Raw genomic sequence first — 24,078 nt, forward strand, 5'->3', positions numbered from 1 at the left:
TTTGACATGAGAACATTAACGAAAAAGTTTCTGCTCGCAACCTTCCTTGCACTATCAATGGAGGTTTCAGCCAAAGCGAGTATGGTAACGATGAATCTCCAGAACGTCACAGTGAAGGAGGCTATCGTTGATTTGCAAAAGAACACAGGTTACTCGGTTGTTATCTATGCCAAAGACGTAGATATGAACCGACGTGTAAACGTTGAGGCACGCAACGAAAAGGTATCGAGCGTTGTGGGCCAGATCCTTGCTGGGCAAAACGTTACTTACGAAATAAACGGCAAAACCATTGTGGTGAGCCAGCGTAAAAGCGACCCTTCGGAAAGCGCGCGCACCCAAAAGGGGGACGAAAAAAAGCAGCGCGTAAAGGGAAATGTTGTAGACGAACAGGGCCAACCCATCATTGGGGCATCGGTTGTAGACAAAGCCACCAATACCGGCACTGTTACCGACATTGATGGAAACTTTGTTCTCGATGTAGCCACAGGCACCGAGCTCACCATTAGCTATGTGGGCTATACCGACTATAAGCTACGCGCTTCGCAAAACATGAACGTACAGCTTAAGCCCAACACCAAACTGCTAGACGATGTGGTTGTGGTGGGTTACGGTAGTCAGAAGAAAGTAGACGTAACAGGTTCTATCGCATCGGTTACTGGCAAAGACATCGCACGTTCGCCAATGGCCAACCTCACCAACTCTATCGGTGGAAAGCTGGCTGGTTTGCGCGTTGTTCAGCGTTCGGGAGAGCCTGGTAAGGATGGCAGCAACATCGACATACGTGGTTATGGCACAGCGTTGGTAGTGGTAGATGGCGTTCCAAGCAGCTTCGATCAAATCGATCCGAACGAAATTGAAAGCATTACCATCCTGAAAGATGCCTCTGCAGCGGTGTATGGTATTCGTGCCGCCAATGGCGTTATCTTGGTTACCACGAAGCGTGGAGGCTCGCAAGCCACGAAGATTGAGCTTAATTCAACCTTCAGTTGGCAACGTCCAACCATCTATCCCGAGCTTTGCAACGCTGCCCAGTTTGCCGAGCTTACCGACGAAGACCTAGTGAACCGTGGCAAGCAACCCACATTCGGCCGCGAAAAGCTAGAGAAATGGCGTGCAGGTGGCGAAGGCTACGAAAGCACCGACTGGTATAACGAGGTGGTAAGACCATGGGCTCCGCAACAACAATACAACCTCAACGTACGTGGCGGTACAGACAAGGCCCGTTACTTTGCATCGCTGGGCTATCTCAACGAAGGTGGTATTTGGCGTTCTAACAGTTCGAATTTCCAGCGTTTTAACTTTCGCTCTAACCTGGACGTACAGATAACCGACGGCCTGTCGGCATCGTTGTCGCTGTCGGGACAGAAAGGAAAACGGAATTCTTCGCCGTGGGATCCTTTCTATGTGATGGCATCCATACAGCAAACGTTCCCTACATCAAAAGTGTATGCCAATAACAACCCCAACTATTACGCAACTACCAACATCGTTGCACGTAACGCCAAAGCCGTTACCGACCCCAACATCATGGGTTACGACAGGTCGCAAAACAAGCGATTCGAGGGTACGGCATCACTCACCTACGACTTCCAGAAGCTTAAAGGGCTGTCGTTGAAGGGTCTGTTCTATTATCGCAACATCGACGATTACCGCAACTTGTTCCAAAAGAAGTATAACTTCTACGCTTACGACAAGGCTGCCGACAGGTACGACGTTACTTTTACGGGATTTAACCCCTCAAACCTTAAACGCTCGATGTGGAACGATGAGACCTACATGTTGCAGGCTTCGATTAGCTACGAGAACACCTTTGCCAAGCTGCACCATGTAAAGGGCTTGCTATTGTCTGAGACAACCCGTACCAAATACCACAGTCTGGATGGTTTTCGTGAGTTTAACATCGATGCCTTTCCCGAGCCAGACAACGGCAACGAAAAGAATAAGAGTAACGGAGGAAATAGCTCACAAAGCGGTCGTATCGGTTATGTGGGCCGAATAGACTACGACTATGCTGGCCGTTATCTCGTTGAATTCAGCTTCCGCTACGACGGTTCGTCCAAGTTCGAAAAATCAAAGCGTTGGGGTTTCTTCCCTTCCGTATCCGCTGGATGGCGCATTAGCGAAGAGCCTTTTATGAAGAAGTTCAACCATATACTAGACAACCTGAAGCTTCGTGCCTCTTGGGGACGCCTGGGCGACGACGAATCGGTAGAAGGATACCAATATCTAGAAGGCTACACCTACCCAAATAGCTCTTATCTCTTTGGCGGCGATGTCTTCAAAACCCTAATTCCAAAAGGATTGGCAAACAAGAATATCACTTGGTACACTTCCGATATCTACAACCTTGGACTAGATTTCGACCTTTGGCATGGGCTACTTTCAGGAACACTAGAACTGTTCTATCGCCATCGCGACGGCTTGCTAGCCACTCGCGCAGCTTCTTTGCCCACGACGTTTGGTGCCAACCTGCCCCAAGAGAACCTAAATTCTGATAGCAATCGAGGTTTCGAACTGCAACTGACTCACCACAACAAGATAGGTGATCTAACCTACGACGTTATGGGAAACTTCTCTTTCTCGCGTGCTAGGCACGACTATGTGGAACGCAACGCATCGCTAAACGACAACGACAATTGGCGAAACAACACCAACGGACGTAACAAGAACATTTGGTGGGGTTACAAGGCGATTGGCCAATTCCAGTCGGAAGACGAGATTGCAAACTCTCCTATCCAAGACGGAAACGGCAATCAAGACCTTAATCCAGGCGATATCAAGTACGAAGACTATAACCATGACGGCGTGATTGACGATAACGACGTTCAGCCGATAGGTCGTGGTACAACGCCAGAGATTATGTATGGTCTTACACTTAACGCGCAATGGAAGGGCTTCGACCTAACCGTGTTCTTCCAAGGAGCAGGCAATTTCAATGCGCTACTATCAAACGACATGGCTCACCCCTTATATAATGGTTCGAACACGCCAACTGCATTCATGGACCGTTGGCATCACGAAGACATCTACGACACGTCTTCGCCATGGGTTCCAGGCAAATATCCATCTACGTACGCTAGCGGGAAGCAAAACAACCGACGGGTTTCATCGTTCTGGCTACAAAACTCGAGCTACCTGCGCTTAAAGGAATTGCAACTCGGTTATACGCTACCAAAGAGCTTGATACAGCGTGTTGGACTTGAAAACGTGCGCGTTTTCTTATCGGGCTTTAACCTCCTTACCTTCACTGGCATGGATCTGCTCGACCCCGAAGCCACTGGCGGCCCTGGCAGATACTATCCGCAATTGAAGGTTATCTCTTTCGGTCTTAACGTTAAGTTATAACATCAGATCACATTAAAGAACTGACAGATGAAAAATCTCAAATCATATATCGGCCTAGTGTGCATTGTGGCACTTGCCGTTTCATGCAACAACGTGCTCGACACCTCGCCAACAAACCTCTTGAACGACAACCAAGTGTGGAGTAGTAAGAATGCAATAGATGCCTATATGGGCCAGTTGTACGATGAAATGCAGGTTGAAGACCTGGAATATCATATCGAAAGCGAAGGCCAATACCTCTCCGAGTTCACCGATGAAGCCGTTCGGTCGTACACTTGGGGAAGAGCTAACTACGCATTGATACCCGAAGGCGTCTTCGGATGGTGGGGTTTTCAGCAGGTTAGAAACATAAACACCTTCCTTGACAACATTAACAATGCCGCTGCTCTTACTCCCGAAGAGCGAAAAGTATATGAGGCCGAGGCCCGTTTCTGCCGTGCCATGAACTATTTTGCCATGGTTAAGCGCTATGGAGGCGTGCCCTTGGTTACCGTTGCACAAAAATATGATGGTGGTGACGTCAAAACCTTGCAACTGCCTAGAAACAAGGAGTACGAGATTTACGACTTCATCAAGGATGAATGTCAAGCCATCCAATCTATGCTTCCCGAAAGCCGAGAGGGCGAAGACCAATATCGCGCTACGCGTTATGCCGCCTACGCCCTTGAATGCCGCGCCATGTTGTATGCCGCTAGCGAAGCTAAATACGGCAATGTAGACCTCAATGGACTGATCGGTATTCCCGCAGAGAAGGCCGAAGGCTATTGGAAAGCTGCCAAGGCTGCCGCAGAAAAGATCATCAACTCTGGTAAATATGCCCTCTATACAGCCAAAACCGACAAGGCGGAGAACTTCCAATACCTCTTTCTTGACGAGAGTTCGGCCAACAAAGAGCAAATTTTCACCAAGGCTTTCGACACCTCCAACAAGGGTGGAACCTTTGATTACTTCAATGCACCACAGAGTTTTAAGCTCGACTACGGTTGTGTTACCAACCCCACCGAAGACTTTGTTGCCGAATTCGAATATAAAGACGGCAGCGACGGTGCTTTGAAAGTGAACGACGCCAGCGGAAATCCAATCAAGTATGCAGACCCAACCGACTTGTTCAAGGATAAAGACCCGCGTATGCTTGGTTCAATTCTCTACCCATTTAGTCCATGGCAAGGAAACAGGGTTGAAGTGCGCAAGGGCATCATCAAGCCCGATGGAACCATCGTAACGGCTAGTTCGTTGAGCGATAAATATGAAGGCACCAACACCACCATCGCAGCAAAAGACGGCACGCTTACCTCTACCGACGTAACGAAAACTGGTTTCTACATCAAGAAGTTTATGACTCCTAATAAGGTTGTAGACTATGAAAAGGGCGAAACAAACTGGATGGTGTTCCGCTATGCAGAAGTGTTGCTCAACTATGCCGAAGCCTGCGTAGAGCTTGGAGATAATGCCGAGGCGCTCAGGGCAGTAAACCTCATCCGCGAACGTGCAGGTATCGCTCCGCGTACAAGCATCAACCGCGACCAAGTACGCCACGAACGCAAGATTGAATTGGCCTTCGAGAACCACCGCTGGTGGGATATCAGGCGCTGGCACATTGCCGACCAATTGCTCAACGCTAAGCAATTCAAGGCCCTAAATCCCTATCTCGTTTGGGAAGATGGTAAAGACGTATCGCAAATGAAGTACATCTTCAAGGTTGAGGATGCACCAAAGAACACGCGGACATTCCTACCTAAGCTTTATTACGAGCGCATACCGTCCGACGCCATCTCTACCAATCCCAACATCATACAAAACCCTGGTTACTAAAATCGCATGGAAATGAAAAAGATATTATTGTCTCTTACAGCTTGCCTAGCCTTGCTTGCCAGCTGTGGCATCGATAACTACGACGAGCCTACGGGTTCTATATCCGGAGGTATCTACGATGCGGAAACCCAAGAGCTCATTCCCGCACAGTCGCCCAATGGTGCGCGTGTGCAGGTTGTGCAAGACGGCTACAGCCAACCCACCAACTTCTGGTGCAAGCCCGACGGCACTTTCGAGAACACCCGCATCTTCCCTGGGAAATACAAACTCACCGTTCAAGGTCCGTTTGTAGCCTCAACCGTTACCGAACAGGAAGTGAACATCCCCTCGTCGAACGTCAAGGTGATGGTTGAACCTAACCTGCGTATTACCGCAACGGCCAAACTTACGGGCAATACGCTGGACATCGACTACACGGTAAACCAAAACAGCAAGTCTACGGGCACGGTTAGCACGATTGAAATATTGTGCGGCAACACCATTGGACTTAGCGTAACCACGTCGAAAAAGCGTGCGAAGATTAGCACCGACGATCAACCCATTGGCCAACAACACCATTATACGATGGAGAATATTGACACCAAGGGTGCGGTCTTTGTGCGTGTAGCTGCCAAAACATCCGAAACATCATATTATAATTACTCTACCTTGCTGAAGCTGAAATAACATATAGGCTTTAATAGGTGTACATCGTCCCGGTTGGGAATATCCTCTCGACCGGGACGTTTTTTTTAAATACTTCAACAAACGATGAAAAAAAACATTCTATTGTTACTGTTACTCGCGGCAAGCCTATGTTTGCCTGCATCCGCCATCAACAAAAAACCATTCACCATTCCCGAGGTTAAGGAGTGGAAAGGCGCAGAAGGCACGCTCACCCTTTCAGGTCGCATCGTGTGCAATGGCGTAGGAGAGAGGCGGATTGCACAGCAATTGGCCGACGATTATCGGCAGATGTTCGGCACAGCGCTGACCATTGCCCAAGGCAAGGCACAGAAGGGCGACATCGTGTTGAGCCTTAAAGCCCCCAAGACGTTGGGCGAAGAGGGCTACACCATGTCGATAAACGCTCAGGCTACCATCGCCGCCACCAACCGAAAGGGCCTTTATTGGGGTACACGAACCCTGTTGCAACTAGCCGAACAATCCGAAACACGCGCACTGCCATGTGGCTTTATCAGTGATGCTCCCGATTATCCGTTCCGCGGATTTATGCTCGACTGCGGTCGAAAGTTCTTTTCCATGCCCATGCTTCGCCAGTATGTGCGCATGATGGCTTACTATAAGATGAACGTTTTCCATATTCATCTTAACGACAATGCCTTCCATTGGTTCTACAACGAAGATTGGAGCCGCACGCCTGCTGCTTTCCGCATGGAGAGCAATTGGTTTCCTGGCCTCACAGCTCGCGACGGACACTACACCAAAAAAGAATTCATCGCCCTACAACAGTTAGCCGACAGCCTGGGTGTAGAGATCATTCCCGAGATAGACGTTCCTGCCCACTGCCTCGCGCTCACACGTTTTCGTCCCGAACTTATCAGCAAAGATTACCCACCCGATCATCTCGACCTGCTCAATCCCAAAACGCAAGAATTCTGCGACTCGCTCTTTACCGAGTACCTTGAAGGCAAAAGCCCCGTTTTTCGCGGTAAATACGTGCACGTAGGAACCGACGAATACTCGAATAAAGACCAAAACGTGGTGGAGAAATTCCGTGCTTTCACCGACCATTATATCCGTTTGGTGGAGAAGTTCAACCGCAAGGCGGTGGTGTGGGGTCAGCAAACGCATGCCAAAGGCACAACACCCATCAAGGTGAAAGATGTGTTGATGTTCTCATGGTCTAACGATTACTCCAAGCCCGACGAGATGATGAAGCTTGGCTACAACCTTGTGAGCATCCCCGACGGACAAGTGTACATCGTGCCGAAGGCTGGCTATTACTTCGATTACCTCAACACGAAGATGCTTTACAACGAATGGACACCCGCAAACATCAACGGTATGAAGTTCCCCGAACGTCATAAGCAAATCGAGGGTGGTGCCTTCGCCGTGTGGAACGACATCGTGGGCAATGGCATCAGCGACAAGGATGTGCATTATCGTGTGCTGCCCGCACTGCAAACCATGGCCACCAAGATGTGGACAGGTGCCAAACCCACATTCGCCTACGATGCGTTTGTTAACAACGCACGCGCATTAAGCGAAGCGCCCGGCATGAACTACGCCGGCTATTATCCTGCGGGAACGGTGTTGGAACAGCCGTCCGTCGCCCCAAATGCCATGCAGAAGATACCGCAAATTGGTTGGAACTATCGCGTTAGTTTTGATATCGAGGCGCAACAAGAGCCTCGCGGAACGATACTGTTCTCCTTCGGCGACACGCATTTTTATCTTTCCGACCCCGTTGCAGGCAAGATTGGTTTCTCGCGCGATGGCTATCTCAACACGTTCGACTATCAGTTGTTCCCCGGCGAAAAGGTTCGTATGGCCGTTGTTGGCGACAAAGAGAAAACGTCTCTTTACATCAACGACCGCCTTGTGAGCGATTTGCCCGTACGAAAGATGAACTTTGGCAAGCGTGGCGACATGTATTACATCAGCACGTTGGTGTTCCCGCTGCATCAGGCAGGCGCTTTCAATAGTAAGATAACAAACTTAAAAGCAGAAAGTATGGAGTAGCGGTCTTACCCCCTCTCTTCTTTAGCATGGGGAGAGAGGGGGTAACATGCCTTAAAAGCTATGCTTCCAAAAAGCGCTGTCTTAACCCTAAGACAGTACTTTTTCGTTACCCGCTTTGTTACAGCTAAGATGGAATCCTATTCCATGTCATCTGGAATGATGTTCCAATTAAGATGGAATGCCGTTCCAGTTAAGATGGAACAGCATTCCAAGATATAGATACCACTTCAATGGCTATTTCTTTACGCCAGTTAGAGCTAACGAACGACTCGTAATCACTGATTTACCAATGAGGGATATTGGGCTAACTACAGCGTAGTGGTTGGTCTTTTGGAAGGGCAGGGAAACAAAAATGAAAGATTGAAAAGGTGAAAATATTATATGAAGAAAGAAAAAATAGAGATATGAAATACAACCTACATCCTTTCACCTTTTTACTTTTACGCCTTTTCACTTTTTTATGGCAGCGACCTACCCAGCTTAAGTGGCGCATCTAAGCTCACAAGCCCGTAGGTCTTGGTCTTTTTCTGTTGGTTAGTTTGTATGGATATGTTGGTTGATTGTGAGTTTAGTTCAGCATATTGGAAGAGGAAGGGGCTCCAATAAGCAGGTAGGATGATTAAGCGAGTTCGGGATAAAAGAAACTCGTTATGCCAACTACCGCGTAGCGGTTGGTCTTTTGGCAGGGCAGGGTTGCGAACGAAGTGAGCTACCCTGCCTAAGTTGTACGTGGACAAAGCTAGGCCGAAGGTATTGGTCTTTTTACGTTTGAACTATCCGCTTGTAGGAAACGAATGGCCAAAAACAATGTTCTTCATCAATAGCATTTACCCCCATATCCCTCTATCGACTAGACAATCAATGCCGTAAATGTAAAAAGACCAAGACCTACGGCCTTGTTTTGTTATTCCATCTGCTAGGCAGGGTAGCTCACCTCGTTCGCAACCCTGCCCTATCAACGGGCCAACCGCTATGCGGTAGTTGGCATAATAGACGTCTGTTGCATCAGGACTAGGTCAATGGTATATGGTGATAACCTCGAAATGGTGCTTTCTTTGTTTTCTCAACCCCCATCAGTTGCGATGCGATAGGTTAACGATGGTATGTCATCGTCTAAAAAGGATGAACTTAGGATGCCATCTTTCAACTTGCAACCCCATATCTTTACCAATACGAAAACATCCCTATATATAATAAGGTGTATAATGCGATTAGGCAGATAACGCAAATGATGGACTACAAAATAAGAGCGTTCTGTCAACGCATACCCCACCCCTTAACGCCAATACACCAGCTTGCGTTTAGACCACAACACCTTACTGCGCTCTGTTATGAAATAGTGTTTGGTCCAATTGCCATGCTTATCGAAGTTGCTATACCGCTCATGCACCTTATTTTGTTTGCTCTCCGACCACAGAGGTACACACGAAAAACAGTCGTTTGGGTCGCTAGATTCGCGTATATAATCTGTCAATTGCCCCTTATCGTTATACTTAAATTGGTGATATGTAGTGTTACCATCCGGATATGTATCCTTCATCATTGTCTTTCGGCCTTGTGCATCGTAGGTGTAAACAAACCTCTTATCCACCTTTCCCGTTGAAAGGTATCGGGTATAAGCCATGAGTTTGGGGCCATTGTAGACGAAGCTATCCTCTATAGCCATGAACCAAACAGACTTGCCTGAACCCATTAAACGCCTTTCCTGCCTACGACACCGCCCCTGCTCATCGTAAAAGTACTTATCAATACAATGTACAGTGCTGCCATTCTTCTGCCCCGATGGTGTTCTCACCTCTAAAAGCGAGTCGGTTATGGTGTAATCATACGTCTCCTCCGACCGTTTACGCCCCCTTTTAAAATGCTCTATGAGCCGTAAATACCCTTGTTCATCGTAATGGCGCACTGTTTTCCACCCGCGTAACGATTTTTCTGATATTTGCTTTATGCCACGTGTACTAATCTCTTTGGTGTAGTATTCGTCAATGTTTTGGGCATAACCCAAGGCGATTGTGCCCATTAAAAGCAACAATATAAAAGCTATTTTCTTCATCGCAACAAACCTTTTACATGTTTTTAAACCTATTAATACCATTCATTTACCCACCTTATCAATATGGTTGATTAGTCAGATGAGTCAAGCTAGTCAAACTAGTCTGCCCTCTCCAACCTAGCCTAACCCTAGGGGATGGGACTTTTTTAGCTCGTCCATGATGTTTGCCGGTGGACATTGCGCCTGCAATTCGCGTTTCATAAACTCGAAATAAGGGGCGGTATGCTCAAAGAACTGGTAATAACCCTTGCAAAGGTAGTTAAGACCAGGCTGGTTATAGCGGTCGCGAAGAAAACGATTCTTGGGACATTCGCCATGACAAGCAAAGCGGAAACGGCACTCCTTACACTGCTGGGGCAAAAGTGCATTCTTCAACTTGGCAAACTCTTTCTGTCGTGGCGACCTCATCATCTCGTAGATGGTCTTGTCTTTCAGATTGCCAAGCTTATACTCGGGGTACACAAAATGGTCGCAAGCATACACGTCGCCATTAAATTCCATCACGCCTGCATGCCCACATTCGGCCGCCATGGTACACACCCCAGGAGCCACACCCACCCAATTGGCCAGCGTGGCATCAAACAATTGCACGTAATATTCACCCACATCGTTGCGCACCCACTCGTCGAAGATGGTGCAAAGAAAGTTGCCCCACTGTTCGGGCGTTACCGAAAAGTCGGCCAACTGGCCACCTTCGTACATGCCAGGGGCAAGCCTCAACCCATCGTCGCGCGTAACAATACGCTCTACAATGGGTGTAAACTGGATGTAACGGCACTTTATCTCCTTAAAGAAATGGTAAAAATCTAGTGGATAATCGGCATTGAAATCGTTGACAACAGCCAGTGCATTCCACTCCACCCCATGCTTATTAAGCAGCCTTATGCCCTGCATCACCTTGTGAAACGAGGGCTTGCCCGATGCCGTCTTTCGGTATTCGTCGTGAAACTCTTGCGGTCCGTCGATGGAAACACCCACAAGGAAGTTATTCTCCTTAAAGAATTTGCACCATTCATCGTTAAGCAATGTGCCGTTGGTTTGTATGCAATTGTCCACCTGCCTACCACGAGCGTAGGCACGTTGCAACTGCAATGCGCGCTTATAAAACGAGATGGGGCGCATCAGCGTTTCGCCGCCATGCCACGTAAAGAGCACTTCGGGCGTGGTTTGCGCCTCGATATACTCGCGTATGAACTTCTCCAACATCTGGTCGGAGATGATGTGAGTGGGACAATTGGCATATAGCTGTTGCTTTTCGAGATAATAACAATACTCGCAACGAAGGTTGCAAAGCGACCCTGCCGGCTTCAACATGATGTACATCGGATGGCCGAACGGATTGATTGTTGCCATAGCTAACTTGCTGAATTGATGTTTTAGCGTGTTCCGTAAATATCCCGTCGTGGGCTAATCGCCCTTGAAGAACATCGCAGGAACTTGCCTTCAAAGGTAAATAAAATATTTCTGAAACACACCAAAACAGCCGTTTGATGTGGCATAAACCCATAAACGCTACACGATGCAAGCAAAAAATATGCTACGCCGACACAATGACACCCCACCGCGCACAGCATACCCAATGCGCAACATTCAGTATAGCGTTTGCACAAAACAACTACGTTACGATGCAGAACCCACACGCCCCGCTTACAACTTGTAAACAAGGGATGGCGAAAGCGTGTCAACTAGTAAAACGAAGACCTCTTCACGGGGTAGACGAGAAGAATGAATAAACACTAATAAAATGTTAAATCTTAGGGAGTCGGAGCAGAATAGCCCTCGAAAAGTTTCGTTGTTCTGTCAATTTTGTTGTACTTTTGCCTTCGGACATGAAAAGGGGCGAACCGCATATAAAATCTACCTCGCCACCAATCGCGTTTACAACGCATCACAAACATGTCTCTAACCCTAATGGCGAAAGCCACATTGACACAAGCCTAAGTCACCTAAATTGCTACATTACCAGAGATGATATACATTGAACTGCCTTTCAACCAAATACGACAAATCACGTTTTATCTGGCCATGGAGGAATTTGTGGCTCGAAAACTCGACCTCGACGAATGTTTCTTTATGTGGCAGGTGGAACCCACCGTGTTGTTCGGAAGAAACCAACTCATAGAAAACGAGGTGAACCTTGACTATTGTCGGAAACATAACATTAAGGCCTTCCGCCGCAAAAGCGGAGGCGGATGCGTGTATGCCGACATGAGCAACGTGATGTTCTCGTACATTACGAAAGACGAAAACGTAAGTCTCACCTTCAACCGTTACCTCAACATGGTGACGAAAACGTTGCAGAAGCTGGGCGTGGAGGCCGAAGCAAGTGGCCGAAACGATATACTGATACACGGCAAAAAGGTCTCGGGCACGGCGTTTTACCACGTTCCGGGGCGCAGTATCGTGCATGGCACCATGCTATACGATACCAACATGCAGCACATGGTGGGCAGCATAACGCCCACCGACGCCAAATTGGTGAGCAAGGGCGTGCAAAGCGTAAGGCAACACATCGCCTTGCTGAAAGACCACACCAACATTTCGCTGCCCCACTTCAAGGCTTTCGTTAGGCAAGAACTGTGCAACGACAAGCACGTGCTAAGTCCCGACGACGTGCTAGCCATTGAGGAAATAGAGAAAGAATACCTGACACCCGAATTTATCTATGGAAACAATCCGCGATACACCGCTATCCGTAAGCAGCGAATTGAAAACGTGGGCGAGTTTGAGGTGCGCATCGAGATGAATAAGAATATCGTGAAGCAGGTGAACATCATGGGCGACTTCTTCCTTACAGGCGACATCGACAACCGTTTGCTCTCTGTATTGAAGAACATCCCTTACACCGAAGAGGCCATTAGGCAAGCCCTGCCCCAACGGGTAGACGATATTATCATGAACCTAAGTAAGGAAGACTTTATCAAACTTATCATATAAACGTCCTAAACAATATGGAATATAAGAAAACTTGCCTGCACGACAGGCACGTTGCACTAGGTGCGCTGATGCAACCTTTTGCGGGCTACGACATGCCCATTCAGTATTCGTCTATCACCGACGAACATAACGCCGTGCGTAACCATTGCGGCGTGTTCGACGTTTCGCACATGGGCGAAGTGTATATCACGGGAAACGAAGCCGAAAAATACGTCAACCACATCTTCACCAACGACGTTGCAGGTGCACCCATTGGTAAGGTGTTCTACGGAATGATGCTATATCCCGACGGCGGAACGGTAGACGACCTGCTGGTTTATAAGCTGGGCGAAAACGAATTTTTCCTTGTTATCAACGCCGCAAACATCGATAAGGACGTAGATTGGATGCGACAAAACGCCGAAGGCTACGATGTGGCCATCGATCACTGCTCCGATTACTACGCCCAATTGGCTGTTCAGGGTCCCGAAGCTGAGCAAGTGATGGAAGAAGTGTTGGGTTTGACCTGCAAGGATCTGGAATTTTACACCGCCAAGACCATCGCCAACAATGGCGCCAACATCGTAGTGAGTCGCACGGGCTATACGGGCGAAGACGGTTTCGAAATTTACGGCCCGCACGAGTTTATCGTTGAGCAGTGGGATAAGCTGATGGCAAGCAAGCGAAGCGTGCCTTGCGGACTGGGATGTCGCGATACGCTGCGCTTCGAAGTGGGTCTTCCGCTCTACGGCGACGAACTAAGCAACGAGATTTCGCCCGTAATGGCAGGCTTCAGCATGTTCTGCAAGCTAGACAAAGAAGAGTTTATCGGCAAAGAGGCCGTGGCTAAACAAAAGGCCGATGGCGTTGAAAAGAAGGTGGTGGGCATTGAATTGAAAGACAAAGCCATACCTCGACACGGTTACGACGTGATGAAAGACGGCGTGAAAGTGGGCGAAGTGACCACCGGATACCACTGCATCTCGGTAGACAAGAGCGTGTGCATGGCACTCGTAGACAGTCAATATGCCAAGCTGGGCAACGAACTCGACATACAAATTCGTAAGAAAACGTTCCCAGGAACAGTGGTGAAGAAACGCTTCTACGATAAACATTATAAGAAGTAAATCATCAACTCGAAAGCTAAGGAGCCACTAAGGACAAAAGAAGACAAGGGGAAGAAAGCGTAAAGGCTGTTAGTCAAGTAGCAACAAGGCATACGGCTTAACTCCATAACTTCTTTAACTCCTTAACTCCTTTCCAAGAACTCAATAACTAAAAAAAATAAAATACAACACTATGGCTAAATTTATTGAAGGACTCTATTATAGCGAGTCGCACGAATATGTACGTGTAGAGGGAGAATTTGCATACATCGGCATCACCGACTATGCACAAAACGCATTGGGCAACGTGGTTTATGTAGACCTACCCGAAGTGGACGACGAGATTGAAGCAGGTGAAGACTTCGGCGCAGTAGAAAGCGTTAAGGCTGCCAGCGACCTCACTTCGCCCGTTAGTGGTGTAGTGGTAGAAATCAACGAAGCACTGGAAGACGAACCCGAACTTATTAATAAGGATGCATTTGCAAACTGGATAATGAAGGTGAAGCTGGCCGACACAACCGAACTGGACAACCTGATGGACGCCAAAGCTTACGAAGCGTTCTGCAACAAGTAAGTCCCCATTAACCCCCTAACGCTATGCAATATAAGTTTTTCCCGCATACGGAAGAAGATATCAAGGTCATGCTTGATAAGATAGGTGTACCTTCGCTAGACGCGCTCTTTGCCGAGGTACCCGAAGAAATACGCTTCCGTCGCGACTACGACCTGCCCAACTCCAAGAGCGAAATAGAGATAAGGAACTTTTTCGACAACTTGGGCAAGCAAAACAAGCAGCTAACGGTGTTTGCCGGTGGTGGCGTGTACGACCATTACACGCCTTCCATCGTGCCATATATCGTTTCGCGCTCCGAGTTTCTCACTAGCTACACCCCTTATCAGGCCGAAATATCACAAGGCACGCTACATTACATCTTCGAGTTTCAAAGCATGATGGCCGAACTTACAGGTCTGCCCATCGCCAATGCCTCGATGTATGATGGCAGCACAGCCACCGCCGAAGCCGCCATTATGGCCATAGCATCGGGCAAGAAGGCCAATAAGGTGTTGGTTTCTGAAACCGTCGACGATAAGATTTTGGCCGTAATACGCACCTATACGCACTTCCAAGATGCGCAAATAGAGCTTATTCCCGCCGAAGATGGCATCACATCGCGCACAGCCATGCAAGAAAAACTGCAACAAGGCGGTGTGGCTGGCGTGATCGTTCAGCAGCCTAACAAGTTTGGTATCGTTGAAAATTACGACGGCTTTGCCGACGATTGCCACCAACAAAAGGCCCTTTTCGTGATGAACAGCGTAGCTGCCGACCTCGCCTTGTTGAAATCGCCGGGCGAACTAGGGGCAGATATCGCCGTGGGCGATGGCCAATCACTGGGCTTACCCATCAATTTCGGCGGTCCATCGGTGGGTTATCTCTGCTGTACCGAAAAGCTTATACGCAAGATGCCGGGACGTATCGTGGGCCAAACGCTAGACAACCGCGGACAGCGAGCCTTCGTTCTCACGCTGCAAGCACGCGAACAACACATCCGTCGCGAAAAGGCGACATCGAACATTTGCTCTAACCAAAGCCTGATGGCATTGTGGGCCACCATCTATCTCAGCCTAATGGGCAAAGAGGGACTGAAAGAAGCCGCACAAATGTCGGTAAACGGGGCACACTATCTCTATGACAAGCTCATCGCGTCGGGTAAGTTCAAGCCCGCGTTCAACCAGCCTTTCTTCAACGAATTCTGCGTGAAGTATGTTGGAGGAAACGTCGACGAGCTGCAACAACGCCTGATAGACAACGGCATTTTGGGTGGCATTAAGATGGCCGACGATATGCTGATGCTAGCCGTAACAGAGAAAAGAACCAAGGAAGAAGTTGACCTTCTGGTAAGTTTAGTAACCCAATAACCCCGAAAACAAGATGAACAACAAATTATATGGCAACTTGATATTCGAGCTTTCGCGACCCGGATGTCGCGGCTTTCACTTGCCAGACAACCCTTTCGGGAACTATCCTATTGCCAACGAACTGAAAAGAGGCAACGATGCACAGCTTCCCGAATGCGACGAGGTGACCGTGGTGAGGCATTACACCAACCACAGCGGCAACAATTTCGGCGTAGACAACGGCTTTTATCCATTGGGCAGCTGCACAATGAAGTACAATCCCGTGATCAACGAAGAAGTTGCTGCCCGACCTGCCTTTGCTAACCTGCACCCCGCACAGCCTGCCGACACCTGTCAAGGTGCTTTGGCCGCGCTCTATGGACTGCAAAAGGCACTCTCGGAAATATCAGGGCTGCACGAGTTTACCCTAAATCCCTTCGCAGGAGCACAGGGCGAGCTTGTTGGACTGATGATTATTCGCGCCTACCATCAGGCACGCAACGACTCGAAACGCACCAAAGTGATTGTGCCCGACTCGGCTCACGGCACCAATCCAGCATCGGCCGCCGTGTGCGGACTGGATGTTGTGGAGGTGAAAAGCACGCCGCAAGGCACCGTCGACACTGAACACCTGAAGCAATTGCTGGGCGACGACGTGGCAGCGATGATGATGACCAACCCCAATACTTTGGGTTTGTTCGAGAAAGACATACCTGCCATCACCAAGATGATACACGACTGCGGTGGACTGATGTATTACGACGGAGCCAACCTTAACCCGCTGTTGGGCGAATGCCGACCGGGCGACATGGGTTTCGACGTGATGCACATCAACCTACATAAGACTTTCTCGACACCTCACGGTGGTGGCGGCCCCGGTGCAGGCCCTGTTGGCGTGCGTAAAGGGCTCGAACAGTTCCTCCCCTCACCTCACGTGGTGCGCAAAGGCGAACGTTACGAGATTGAAGAGCTGCCTTTCGGTTTCGCTCCCGATACGCCAACGATGAACGTAGGCACTTTCTTCGGCAACTTCGCCGTACTGATGCGCGCCTACACCTATATACTAACGTTGGGCAAAGAAAATCTTAAGAACGTGGGAAAACTGGCTACACTCAACGCCAACTACATCAAGGAGTCGCTCAAAGACGTGTACGACCTGCCCATAGAAGGATTGTGCAAACACGAATTTGTGTTCGACGGACTGAAAAACAAAGACACGGGCATACGCACGATGGATGTGGCCAAGGCCTTGTTAGACTATGGTTACCATGCGCCAACTATCTACTTCCCCTTGCTTTTCCACGAAGCCATGATGATAGAGCCCACCGAAACGGAAAGCAAAGCCACCATCGACGGCTTTATTGACGTGATGAGGCTTATCGCGCAGAAAGCCGAGCAAGACCCGCAACAGCTAAAAGACGCGCCGTTGAACACGCCTATCGGTCGTGTAGACGACGTGCTGGCTGCCAAACATCCCATAACCACCTATAAACAAAGTATCGATGAACAAGTTTGATGTCTTGATTATCGGCAGCGGACCTGGCGGTTATCGCACTGCCGAATATGCAGTGCGCAAGGGTTTGCAGGTTGCCGTGTTCGAGAAAGATCAACCGGGCGGCACTTGTCTCAACAGTGGGTGCATCCCAACGAAGACCCTTTGCAAGCATGCAGAAGTGGCCGACACCGTGAGAGACGCCCAACAGTATGGCGTGACCATCAAGGATGCAACCTTCGACATCGACATGCAGGCCGTGATAGCTCGTAAGGAAGAGGTAACCGAGAAGCTTCGACAAGGCGTTGAACAGCTGATGTCGATGCCGGGAATCACCTTCGTAAGGGGCGAAGCACGCTTCACCGCCAACAAGACACTCGTGGCGAACGGCGAAGAATACACCGCCGACAATATCATCATCGCTTCGGGCTCGTCGGCAAAGGTGCTACCCGTAGAGGGGGCGCAACTCAAAGGCGTGATAACCTCTACCGAACTGCTCTGCCTCGACCACGTTCCACGCAGTCTTTGCATCATCGGCGCGGGCGTTATCGGTATGGAATTTGCCAGCATCTACCGCAGTTTCGGCTGCGAAGTAACGGTGGTTGAGTTCCTGAAAGAGTGCCTTCCCGCGCTTGATAGCGACATCGCCAAACGCCTTCGCAAGCAGTTGGAACAACGCGGTGTGATCTTTGCACTGCAATCGGGCGTAATAAAGATTGAGCAAACGGAAGGTGATGGGCTGCGCGTGCACTACCAAAAGAAGGGCAAAGACGCCTTCGCCGATGCCGAACTGGTGCTGATGGCCACTGGGCGTGCTGCGAATGTCGACGCACTGGGCTTGGAGAACACCGACATTAGCTACACCAAGGCTGGCATAACCACCGACGACAACATGCAAACGAATGTTCCCGGCGTTTACGCCATTGGTGATGTGAACGGCAAACAGATGTTGGCACATGCCGCAACGTTCCAAGGATTCAGGGCCGTTAACCATATCGTGGGCCACACCGACCGCATTTTGTTCAACATTGTGCCTGCCGCCATCTTCACACACCCAGAAGTGGGAAGCGTGGGACTGAGCGAAGACCAATGCAAAGAACAGGGCTTGACCTACAAATGTCGTAAGGGCTACTACCGCTCTAACGGTAAGGCCCACGCAGGAAACGCCACCGAAGGCATGATTAAGCTAATGACCGACGAGCAAGACCGCATTTTGGGCTGTCATCTCTACGGCGAAAACGCAGCCTTCATTGCACAAGAGGTGGCCGTGCTGATGAACTTTGGCGCCACGCTCGCACAGTTAGGCGAAATCGTTCACACACATCCCACGCTTAGCGAGATACTGCAAGATATGGCCTTTATGCCCTAACAAGCAGGTTAAGCATGAGCTAGGAACAACTGGCAACACATTGTTCAAGGCGGATTTTATAAACACCCATTTGGGTTGGCTTATAAAATCCGCCTTATACTATGTGTTTTCTTATCAGCCATCCCTTAATCTACAGCCCCTATTATCACCCCAAGCTGCGCAAATGAAATACAGTTATACGCGAGTTCGGGATAAGAGAAACTCGTTATGCCAACTACCGCGTAGCGGTTGGCCTGTTGGTAGGGCAGGGTTGGGAGCAACGGCGACCTACCCTGCCTAAGTTGTGCGTGAGCAAAGCAAGGCCGAAGGTCTTGGTCTTTTTACGTTTGAACTACCTGTTTGGGGGAAACCAATGGCTAAAAACAATGTTATTCATCAATGGTACTTGCCCTCATATCCGTCTATTGACTGGGCAACAGCTGCGGTAAATGTAAAAAGACCAAGACCTTCGGCCTTGTTTTATTATTCCATTTGCAAGACAGGGTAGCTCACTTCGTTCGCGACCCTGCCCTACCAACAGGCCAACCGCTACGCGGTAGTTGGTGATATAGCCATTCGTTTTTATCTAATCTTGCTCAAAAAGCATCGTTGCTTATCCCGAACTCTTAGTTCTTGGAAGTCGGTTGATAAACTCTAAAGCACAGCTTTCTATCCTCGCGTGTCGTTAACGCTAATCTGGAATCCTGTTCCATCTTACATGGAACAGGGTTACAGTTGAAATGGAACAACGTTCCATCTTACATGGAACGAGAGTCCAACATATAGATAACAAGTCGATTTGACGTAAAAGCTGTTCATTAGGGCTAAATGCGGGAGATGTCATCACATAGTTCAGCCAAATCATAAGTTAGCAAAGTCAAAACCAAAGATTGGCTTACACATTATATAAATACGCATGCGCGCGCGAGGGGAAAGCAAAACTATCCGCGTTTTCGCCTTAGCGCGAAGGTGGAAATTATACTTTTCACATTTTAATTGGTGCGAATGGAGAGCCGAAAAGTGCGAAAAGGCAATGGAGAAATGGATGGACGAGCATGTCGGAACGAGGTAAGAGAAACGGACAAACATCAAAAAATGTCCTAAAAACTTGTTTGTTAGGAAAATATGATGTAATTTTGCACCGCAATTCGTAGACGTTGCACGAAATCAGAATAAGTTAAACATTAAAATAAAAAAGACAAGACATGATTATTGTACCCGTAAAAGATGGTGAAAACATCGAGAGAGCGCTTAAGAAGTTCAAGAGAAAGTTCGAAAAGACTGGCGTAGTTAAAGAACTCCGCGCTCGTCAACAATACGACAAGCCCTCTGTGCTGAAGCGTTTGAAGATGGAGCATGCCATCTACGTGCAAAAGCTTCGCACCATGGAGGAATAATTTGTCGAAGAAAAATTTGGTGGTTTGAAGTTTAATGCGTAAATTCGTTGCCTGATACCTTTATTGGTCAGCAACGAGTATGACGACAGAACAATTTTTGAACTACCTGCAGTACGAGCTTAATCGCTCTGAGTTGACCATAGCCAGCTATGGCGACGACCTGCGAGCCTTTGAGGCGTTTTTCAAAAACAAGGATACTCAGCTCTCATGGGAGGCGATAGATGCCGACATCATCCGTGACTGGATGGAGAGCATGATGGATAAAGGATGCAGTGCCACTACAATCCAAAGGAGATTGAGTGCATTGCGTTCTTTTTATCGTTTTGGCCTTACTCGTGGCTATGTGGCTAAAAATCCCGCTCGGGGTATTGTTGGGCCGAAGCGTAGCAGACCCCTACCCCAATTTCTGCGCGAAACGGAGATAGACCGTTTGCTGGATGATGTGCCCGTAGGCGACAGCTATCGCGAGCTATTGGCTTATACCATTGTGCTCACGTTTTATTCTACGGGCATGCGTTTGGCCGAACTTGTAGGTCTCGACGACGACAGCATCGATTTCGAAACACGCGTTATAAAAGTGCTGGGTAAAGGAAGTAAGCAACGACTGATACCTTTTGCCGACGAATTGGAAGAAGGATTGAAAACCTATATCACCAGGCGAGATGCCGAAGTGACACGAAAGAGCAAGGCTTTCTTCGTAGACCGACATGGCGAGCGCGTAAAACGCGGAGCCGTACAGGACAGCGTTCGCGCAAGCCTAGCCAAGGTTACGTCGATGAAGAAACGGTCGCCACACGTGCTGCGACACTCTTTCGCAACAGCCATGCTGAACAATGAAGCGGGATTGGAGAGCGTAAAGAAGCTGCTTGGACACGAAAGCCTTTCGACAACCGAGATATATACGCACACCACTTTCGAACAATTAAGAAGGATATACGACAAAGCCCATCCTCGGGCCTAACCTTTTAAATGATAGGAGATATATTATGGAGATCAAAATTCAAGCGATTCATTTCGATGCAACAGAACAGCTGCATGCGTTTATCGAGAAGAAAGTGTCTAAGTTGGAAAAGACTTACGAACAGGTGCAGAAAGCCGACGTGTCGCTGAAGGTGGTGAAACCAGCCACAGCCATGAACAAGCAAGCCAGCATCACGGTATCCTTCCCAGGAAACACCGCCTTTGCCGAAAAAACTTGCGACACATTCGAGGAAAGTATCGACCAATGCGTAGACTCTTTGAAGGTTCAACTAACGAAAATCAAGGAAAAACAGCGCGAGCGCTAAAAAAAATACGGAAAAATTTTGTTGAATAGAAAATAATATCTACCTTTGCAGCCGTCTTAGAACACGTGCTACACGCTCTGACAGACGGCTGCAATGTTTTTGTCTCTCGTTGGACTTTTGTAGGTAAGGTTTGAATGAGCGACATCAAAAACAAGTTTTAAAGACAAGCATTCGCCTATATATAATAAGGTGTGCGCAAAATTTGGGTGGTTACCAGAGTGGACAAATGGGGCAGACTGTAAATCTGCTGTCTTTCGACTTCGGTGGTTCGAATCCATCACCACCCACTTCAGTAGAAGTTTAGCGTTCTCGCAATGAACAATGCAAACGTTGTTTATGTGATAGAGTAAGGCGAGAATGCAAGCATGCGGAAATAGCTCAGTTGATAGAGCACTAGCCTTCCAAGCTGGGGGTCGCGGGTTTGAGCCCCGTTTTCCGCTCTAACCAATGCTGTAATAGCTCAGTGGTAGAGCACTTCCTTGGTAAGGAAGAGGTCCTGAGTTCAACTCTCAGTTACAGCTCTATCACGGTTCTTTTTTGCATTGGAAAACCATTTGATAAATCAATTAATAAATAAAAAGCAAAGCTATGGCTAAAGAAACATTTGTGCGCACCAAGCCGCATGTTAACATTGGTACTATTGGTCACGTAGACCACGGTAAGACCACCTTGACCGCTGCCATTTCTAAGGTTCTCCATGAGAAGGGTTTCGGTTCTGAAGAGATTAAGTCTTTCGACCAGATTGACAACGCTCCCGAAGAAAAAGAGCGTGGTATCACCATCAACACCGCTCACATCGAGTACGAAACGGCTAACCGCCACTATGCTCACGTTGACTGTCCGGGTCACGCCGACTACGTGAAGAACATGGTAACGGGTGCTGCTCAGATGGACGGTGCTATCATCGTAGTTGCTGCTACCGATGGTCCTATGCCTCAAACTCGTGAGCACGTGCTTCTCGCTCGTCAGGTAAACGTTCCTAAGTTGGTTGTATTCCTGAACAAGTGCGACATGGTTGAAGACGAAGAAATGCTTGAACTCGTTGAGATGGAAATGCGCGAATTGCTCGACCAATACGAGTATGATGGCGACAACACGCCTATCATCCGCGGTTCTGCCCTTGGTGCATTGAACGGCGTTGACAAGTGGGTTGACTCAGTTATGCAACTGATGGATGCCGTTGACACTTGGATTCCCCTCCCTCCTCGTGAAGTAGACAAACCTTTCTTGATGCCTGTTGAGGACGTATTCTCAATTACTGGTCGTGGAACTGTTGCTACTGGTCGTATCGAAACTGGTAAGGTTAAGGTAGGCGACGAAGTTGAGTTGCTCGGTCTTGGTGAAGACAAGAAGTGCGTAGTTACTGGTGTGGAAATGTTCCGCAAGCTGCTCGATGAGGGTGAAGCTGGTGACAACGTAGGCTTGTTGCTCCGTGGTATCGACAAGAACGAAATCAAGCGCGGTATGGTGCTTTGCCACCCCGGCCAGATTAAGCCTCACAAGAAGTTCAAGGCTTCTGTATACGTTCTGAAGAAAGAAGAAGGTGGCCGTCACACGCCATTCGGTAACAAGTATCGTCCTCAGTTCTACCTGCGTACGATGGACTGTACCGGTGAAATCACTCTTCCGGAAGGCGTAGAGATGGTAATGCCCGGCGATAACGTAGAAATCACCGTTGATCTTATCTACGCTGTTGCTCTGAACGTAGGTCTTCGTTTCGCTATCCGCGAAGGTGGCCGTACGGTAGGTGCTGGTCAGATTACCGAAATCGTTGAATAATACAACTAGCTTCGGCTAAGTATTAAGCATATCCAAGGGCTTCCCTGCCACGCGGTTGCGGAAGCCCTTACTTACGGGAATAGCTCAGTTGGTAGAGCATCGGTCTCCAAAACCGAGGGTCGTGGGTTCGAGTCCTCCTTCCCGTGCTAATAAGAAGATAATATGTTTAAGAAGATAGTAAACTACTGCAAGGCTTGTTACAACGAGCTGGCGCATAATACTACTTGGCCTACGCGTGCCGAACTAACTCACAGTGCAATGGTTGTATTATCTGCTTCCCTAGTCATTGCACTCGTGGTGTTCGCTATGGACAGCGCGTTCAAGTTCGTCATGAGCGGGATATATCCCCATTAATTTGTTAAGGAACGATGGCAGAAACACAGAAAAATTGGTATGTGCTTCGTGCTGTTAGTGGAAAAGAGGCAAAGGTGAAAGAATACATCGAGGCCGAATTGAAACACAACACGTTGCTTCAGTCGCATGTTTTTCAGGTATTAATACCGATGGAAAAGCAGGCGTCTTTGCGTAATGGCAAACGCGTGGAAAAAGAGAAGATTAGTCTTCCTGGCTACGTGTTCGTCGAAGCGGATCTGAAGGGAGACGTTGCGCACACACTGAGGTTCATGCCTAATGTCTTAGGTTTTCTTGGCGGATTGGATAATCCCTCTCCCGTACCACAGTCGGACATCAATCGTATGCTCGGCGCCGCAGAGAACACAGAGTTGGAGAACGACATCAATATCCCCTATTCTGTAGACGAAACGGTAAAGGTTACGGACGGACCTTTCAGCGGCTTCACAGGAGTCATCGAAGAGGTGAACACAGAAAAGCACAAGTTGAAGGTGATGGTCAAGATCTTCGGGCGCAAAACGCCCCTAGAGTTAGGTTTTATGCAAGTAGAAAAGGAAGGCTAATACGCTGTTACGGGCGAAAGGCTTTCAGAAAATTCAATTTTTAATA

Annotated in this window: 18 protein-coding genes and 4 tRNA genes; 20 read left to right on the top strand and 2 right to left on the bottom strand. The window is 48.5% G+C overall.

The window, feature by feature from the left end; translation table 11 throughout:
* Nucleotides 1-6 precede the first annotated feature (6 nt).
* The 4 genes from F453_RS0110055 (at nt 7) to F453_RS0110070 (ending at nt 7,842) form a co-directional block, all read left to right on the top strand.
* Complete coding sequence (locus F453_RS0110055; RefSeq protein WP_026292543.1) at nt 7-3,345, top strand: TonB-dependent receptor; 3,339 nt, start codon at nt 7-9, stop codon at nt 3,343-3,345.
* 27 nt (nt 3,346-3,372) lie between these two features.
* Complete coding sequence (locus F453_RS0110060; protein WP_018967896.1) at nt 3,373-5,157, top strand: RagB/SusD family nutrient uptake outer membrane protein; 1,785 nt, start codon at nt 3,373-3,375, stop codon at nt 5,155-5,157.
* A gap of 12 nt (nt 5,158-5,169) precedes the next feature.
* The gene (locus F453_RS0110065) at nt 5,170-5,823 is read left to right on the top strand and encodes a DUF3823 domain-containing protein (RefSeq protein WP_244869423.1); all 654 of its coding nucleotides are present in this window, start codon (nt 5,170-5,172) and stop codon (nt 5,821-5,823) included.
* Between the two features lie 84 nt (nt 5,824-5,907).
* The gene (locus F453_RS0110070) at nt 5,908-7,842 is read left to right on the top strand and encodes a beta-N-acetylhexosaminidase (protein ID WP_018967898.1); all 1,935 of its coding nucleotides are present in this window, start codon (nt 5,908-5,910) and stop codon (nt 7,840-7,842) included.
* A 1,276-nt stretch (nt 7,843-9,118) separates the two neighbouring features.
* Here the strand turns inward: F453_RS0110070 and F453_RS0110075 are convergent.
* On the bottom strand, nt 9,119-9,895 hold the full coding sequence (locus F453_RS0110075) for a hypothetical protein (RefSeq protein WP_018967899.1): 777 nt from the start codon (nt 9,893-9,895) through the stop codon (nt 9,119-9,121).
* A 117-nt stretch (nt 9,896-10,012) separates the two neighbouring features.
* Complete coding sequence (locus tag F453_RS0110080; protein WP_025790006.1) at nt 10,013-11,248, bottom strand: anaerobic sulfatase-maturation protein; 1,236 nt, start codon at nt 11,246-11,248, stop codon at nt 10,013-10,015.
* 615 nt (nt 11,249-11,863) lie between these two features.
* On the opposite strand from F453_RS0110080, the gene lplA reads away from it, so the two are divergent.
* The 16 genes from lplA (at nt 11,864) to nusG (ending at nt 24,032) form a co-directional block, all read left to right on the top strand.
* Nucleotides 11,864-12,832 carry a lipoate--protein ligase gene (gene lplA, locus F453_RS0110085; protein ID WP_009237603.1) on the top strand — a complete coding sequence of 323 codons (969 nt, stop codon included), beginning with the start codon at nt 11,864-11,866 and terminating at the stop codon, nt 12,830-12,832.
* A gap of 14 nt (nt 12,833-12,846) precedes the next feature.
* The gene (gene gcvT, locus F453_RS0110090) at nt 12,847-13,938 is read left to right on the top strand and encodes a glycine cleavage system aminomethyltransferase GcvT (RefSeq protein WP_018967901.1); all 1,092 of its coding nucleotides are present in this window, start codon (nt 12,847-12,849) and stop codon (nt 13,936-13,938) included.
* 172 nt (nt 13,939-14,110) lie between these two features.
* Complete coding sequence (gene gcvH / locus F453_RS0110095; protein ID WP_018967902.1) at nt 14,111-14,491, top strand: glycine cleavage system protein GcvH; 381 nt, start codon at nt 14,111-14,113, stop codon at nt 14,489-14,491.
* A gap of 23 nt (nt 14,492-14,514) precedes the next feature.
* Nucleotides 14,515-15,837 carry an aminomethyl-transferring glycine dehydrogenase subunit GcvPA gene (gene gcvPA / locus F453_RS0110100; RefSeq protein WP_018967903.1) on the top strand — a complete coding sequence of 441 codons (1,323 nt, stop codon included), beginning with the start codon at nt 14,515-14,517 and terminating at the stop codon, nt 15,835-15,837.
* Nucleotides 15,838-15,850: 13 nt separating this feature from the next.
* On the top strand, nt 15,851-17,332 hold the full coding sequence (gene gcvPB / locus F453_RS0110105; protein WP_018967904.1) for an aminomethyl-transferring glycine dehydrogenase subunit GcvPB: 1,482 nt from the start codon (nt 15,851-15,853) through the stop codon (nt 17,330-17,332).
* The gene (gene lpdA, locus F453_RS0110110; RefSeq protein WP_018967905.1) at nt 17,319-18,677 is read left to right on the top strand and encodes a dihydrolipoyl dehydrogenase; all 1,359 of its coding nucleotides are present in this window, start codon (nt 17,319-17,321) and stop codon (nt 18,675-18,677) included. The genes gcvPB and lpdA overlap by 14 nt, the downstream gene beginning before the upstream one ends.
* Nucleotides 18,678-19,861: 1,184 nt before the next feature.
* Complete coding sequence (gene rpsU / locus F453_RS0110115) at nt 19,862-20,053, top strand: 30S ribosomal protein S21 (RefSeq protein WP_009237595.1); 192 nt, start codon at nt 19,862-19,864, stop codon at nt 20,051-20,053.
* Nucleotides 20,054-20,132: 79 nt separating this feature from the next.
* Complete coding sequence (locus F453_RS0110120; RefSeq protein WP_018967906.1) at nt 20,133-21,014, top strand: tyrosine-type recombinase/integrase; 882 nt, start codon at nt 20,133-20,135, stop codon at nt 21,012-21,014.
* A 25-nt stretch (nt 21,015-21,039) separates the two neighbouring features.
* Complete coding sequence (hpf, locus tag F453_RS0110125) at nt 21,040-21,339, top strand: ribosome hibernation-promoting factor, HPF/YfiA family (RefSeq protein ID WP_018967907.1); 300 nt, start codon at nt 21,040-21,042, stop codon at nt 21,337-21,339.
* 204 nt (nt 21,340-21,543) lie between these two features.
* Nucleotides 21,544-21,626 (top strand) — tRNA-Tyr (locus tag F453_RS0110130).
* A gap of 80 nt (nt 21,627-21,706) precedes the next feature.
* Nucleotides 21,707-21,779: transfer RNA gene (locus F453_RS0110135), tRNA-Gly, on the top strand.
* 9 nt (nt 21,780-21,788) lie between these two features.
* A tRNA-Thr gene (locus F453_RS0110140) sits at nt 21,789-21,860 on the top strand.
* A 67-nt stretch (nt 21,861-21,927) separates the two neighbouring features.
* Entirely contained in the window at nt 21,928-23,118 is a 1,191-nt protein-coding gene (gene tuf, locus F453_RS0110145) for an elongation factor Tu (RefSeq protein WP_009237592.1), read from the top strand.
* Between the two features lie 73 nt (nt 23,119-23,191).
* Nucleotides 23,192-23,264 (top strand) — tRNA-Trp (locus F453_RS0110150).
* A gap of 16 nt (nt 23,265-23,280) precedes the next feature.
* Complete coding sequence (gene secE / locus F453_RS15355; protein WP_009237591.1) at nt 23,281-23,472, top strand: preprotein translocase subunit SecE; 192 nt, start codon at nt 23,281-23,283, stop codon at nt 23,470-23,472.
* A gap of 14 nt (nt 23,473-23,486) precedes the next feature.
* A complete protein-coding gene (gene nusG, locus F453_RS0110155; RefSeq protein WP_018967908.1) occupies nt 23,487-24,032 on the top strand; it encodes a transcription termination/antitermination protein NusG in 546 nt (181 codons plus the stop codon).
* Nucleotides 24,033-24,078 lie beyond the last annotated feature (46 nt).

The sequence above is a fragment of the Hoylesella loescheii DSM 19665 = JCM 12249 = ATCC 15930 genome (assembly GCF_000378085.1).
Taxonomy (GTDB): Bacteria; Bacteroidota; Bacteroidia; order Bacteroidales; family Bacteroidaceae; genus Prevotella; species Prevotella loescheii.